Origin of the sequence: Streptomyces otsuchiensis (assembly GCF_004305975.1) — a bacterium.
Classification (GTDB): Bacteria; Actinomycetota; Actinomycetes; order Streptomycetales; family Streptomycetaceae; genus Streptomyces; species Streptomyces otsuchiensis.
Window position 1 is genome coordinate 1 of sequence record NZ_BHZI01000462.1, and the last position, 2,394, is coordinate 2,394.

The following is a 2,394-nucleotide window of genomic DNA, read 5'->3' on the forward strand; positions in this document are numbered from 1 at the left end:
GGAGGGCGGTGAGCACGACCGTGTCGCGGCCGGCCACCGGCACCGCGTTCCGGCCGCCCCGGCGCTGACGCGTTTCGAAGCGGCGCCCGGGCGCGCCCTCACGGCCGGGCGGGCCGCCCGGCGGGTGTGGAGACGGCCCCGTGCTCCCCACCCGCCGCGTCCCGTCCCGCCCGCCACGAGTCGGCACGTCCGTACGCAGGCCGACTGACGGACGGTGACCGCGCCCCCACGCATCGGCCACTTATGCAACTGCACTGCGTAACAGCCGTCAACGTGGCGTTAATTCGAAGACTCTGGCAAGCATCGCGGGGAGCGCCTAATGTGACGCCCACTGTCTCTGCGTCGCCCAGAGACCCCGCGACCTGGGGGGGAACGCGGGTAGGCGACCGAAAAGTGAATGCGTCACACATCCGGCCGGGGTGCGATCCCCGGCCGGACCCGGGGGCCGAAGGGGATTGCACCGTTGACCACGCGCACTGCACTCACTGCTTCTCACCACATATCCACCGCCGTTTACGAGGAGATCACCGCCTCGGTGCGTCACGCTCTGCACCCGGACGGCAACGACCTCGCGCTCCGGCCCGAGGATGTCGACGAACTGGCCGCCCTGGCGTGCGCCGTCTTCGACGACGTGACCGCCGTCGTCGGGGGCCGCCTTCACGCCGTGTCCTTAGCCGGCGCGATGTGGACACGCCCCGGGGTCGACTGGGCGGACTCCCTCCGCGCCGGGACGACCCTGTTCGAGGTGCTGCAACCGATAGCGATCCGCGAACTCGCGCCACCCCGCACCGCGGCGACCCAGCAGGTCAGCGTCGTGCTCCACCAGGCGATCCTGACCCGGGTCGTGCGGGGCTCCCTGGCAGAGATGACCTCCCAGTCCGGTCGGGTCATCGGCGCCCGCCGGGACGAACGCCGCCGGATGGCACGCGACCTGCACGACCGGGTGCTGCACGGGATCGGCCTGGCCATCCAGGGACTCGACCTGCACCGGTACCAGACACGCCACGCGCAGGCCCCCGGCCGCTCCCGGCTGGACACGGCGATCGACCTGCTGCGCCAGGTCGCCCAGACGCTGCAGCAGTTCTCGGTCGAGCTCCGGCGGTCGGTCGAGGCGGGCGGCCTCGAACGCGCGTTGCGGGCCTATCTGGCCGCCCACGTCGAGCCCTGTGTGGCGGTCGCCGTGCGGACGCGGGGCAACCTCGCCTCGCTGCCCGCCGATGTCAGCGAAGAGGTCTACCTGATCATGCGTGAGGCCGCGCGCAACGCCGTCCGCCACGGCGGCCCCTCCCGCCTGGAGATCGACATCGAGGTGAGCGACCGGACCCTGCGTGCCACTCTCACCGACGACGGCCAGGGGTTCGTCCCCGTCGCCGCTCCCCTCACCGGGGGGCTGTCCTCCATGAGGGAGCGCGCCACGGCCCTCAACGGGCGGCTCACCGCGTCCAGCGCCCCCGGCGCCGGCACCCGGGTCGAGGTGCGGATACCCCTGGTCGGGGCCGGGCTGTGAACGTCACCGCGGCGCCCGCCGTCCGCATCTGCCTCGCCGACGACCACACCCTGATGCGCGACGGCCTCAAGGAGGTCCTCGGGACGGCGCCGGGCTTCGCCGTCGTGGGAGAGGCCGCGACCAGCACCGAAGCGGTGACACTGGCCGCCCGGCTGCACCCGGACGTGCTGCTGCTGGACGTGGAGATGCCCGGACCCCGGGCCTCGGAGGCGATCACCGAGATCGCCCGGGTCTCCCCGGCGACCCATGTGCTCGTCCTGACCATGCACGACGACCCGGACATGGTGCACGAGATGCTGGAGGCGGGCGCCGCCGGATACCTCCTCAAGTCCATCCTGCGGGAGGAACTCATCACCGTCGTCCGCTCGGTGACGCGCCAGCACGCGAGCAGCGTGGTGCTGATCGTCTCCCGGCGGACGGCGGAGCATCTGCGCAGCCGGCCCTCGGGGCCGCGGAAGAGCCCGCTGACGAGCCGGGAGCAGGCTCTCCTGCAACTGGTCTCCGAGGCCCTCACCAACGCCCAGATCGCGGCCCGGCTGTTCATCACCGAGGCCACCGTGAAGCGGCATCTGACGAACATCTACGCCAAGCTCGACGCGGTGTCGCGGGTGGACGCCCTGCGCAAGGCGACCTCGGCGGGGCTGATCGAGTCCGGCCGCGGGGCCCATGGCCGCTCCGACCGCCGGCAGCCCGGCTCCTCCCGGCAGTCCTGACGCGGCCCGGCCGGGGACGGGCTGACGCGGCGTACGGGCGGGCAGCCCGGGGCCGGGTTCACCGCCCGGAGCCGCCCCCGGCGCCCCCGCCAGGAACCCCCCGGCCCGGCGGCCCGCCTCTCCGGGCGGGGACAGTCCGCACACCGCCGTACGCCGCACACCGGCCGGAATACA

At 73.3% G+C, this 2,394-nt stretch carries 2 protein-coding genes; both read left to right on the forward strand.

Features of this window, described 5'->3' with window-relative positions:
* Positions 1 to 463: 463 nt before the first annotated feature.
* Positions 464 to 1,507, forward strand: a complete 1,044-nt coding sequence (locus E0D90_RS25070; protein WP_170215050.1) for a sensor histidine kinase — start codon at positions 464 to 466, stop codon at positions 1,505 to 1,507.
* Positions 1,504 to 2,220, forward strand: a complete 717-nt coding sequence (locus tag E0D90_RS25075) for a response regulator (RefSeq protein WP_227870495.1) — start codon at positions 1,504 to 1,506, stop codon at positions 2,218 to 2,220. The genes E0D90_RS25070 and E0D90_RS25075 overlap by 4 nt, the downstream gene beginning before the upstream one ends.
* Positions 2,221 to 2,394: the final 174 nt, after the last annotated feature.